General features: G+C 40.5%; 1 protein-coding gene. It reads right to left on the reverse strand.

The annotated features are described in order from the left end of the window. Positions 1 to 279: 279 nt before the first annotated feature. A complete protein-coding gene (locus tag H5300_RS26870) occupies positions 280 to 606 on the reverse strand; it encodes a hypothetical protein (protein WP_004736794.1) in 327 nt (108 codons plus the stop codon). Positions 607 to 931 lie beyond the last annotated feature (325 nt).

Here is a 931-nt window from a genome sequence, read left to right on the forward strand (position 1 = left end):
TCATTAAGGTGGGCTTGACCGAACTGTTTTTGTGCCCAAAGGGTTGGCTCTATATAGGTCATGATAATCATCCTTGTCATTGCTTAGATGATCAGATCATGAAACCTAAAAATAGTTCAAAAAAATCCCCAAGCGTGGCTTAGGGATTTGTGTATAAGAGACAGCCTCGATAGGAGCCTTTTTTACGTTTGAAGATTAGCTGTCTGAGTAATAAGGAGCGGGTACTAAAAAAGGGCTGATGTTTGCACATCAACCCTTTGCTGTTTGTTGGTATCGGTTTTACTTTTTGATGCTCAGTAAAGTACCTGACTTACATCTAAACGAGTAGTAGCTGCGGCTCTCGTTGAATTTGCCTAAGCCTTCGCCATCGCAGTAGTCGATGTTGATATCACGCATTACTTCTAGTGTATCTTCGCTGTTCAAAGCGAATTTAGAACCATCAGAACAGACGATACGAATTCGCTCATCATGGCTTACTGAGTAGATATCGACTTCGGTATTACACAGCTCAAAAGAGGCTTCACGAAAGTTGTCTTGCTGTGTATTTGAAGCGCAACCTGCAGTCAGTGTTGCAGCGAAAACTGCCAAAAGTCCGAGTCTTTTCATTGTTAATCCTTCGCTATCATCAGATTGGGTGATGAGTTTTATATGCTATTTGAGGTAGCCTATACAACAATACGCTTAGGCTCAAGGAGCGTTCGTTGACTCTAAGATATAAAAGTATAGATGTAGACAGATAATTTATAACTGGTTAACTACATGTTTATCCAATACGTATCACCAATAAAAAAGACCAACACTGAGGTTTAATGCCGTTCGGATAAGCATTATTGCTTGAACCTGAACGGATATTTGGCTGGGACAAAGAGGACTGAACGTGGAAACGTTCGGTCCTTTCTTTTATCTGGAAGAATGAAGTGACTTAAACTGT

Source organism: Vibrio sp. SG41-7 (assembly GCF_014164465.1).
Classification (GTDB): Bacteria; Pseudomonadota; Gammaproteobacteria; order Enterobacterales; family Vibrionaceae; genus Vibrio; species Vibrio splendidus.

What these genes read in the sequence shown, in the direction of transcription:
- H5300_RS26870 (WP_004736794.1), bottom strand. Translation starts at nt 606, where the DNA reads ATGAAAAGACTCGGACTTTTGGCAGTTTTCGCTGCAACACTGACTGCA.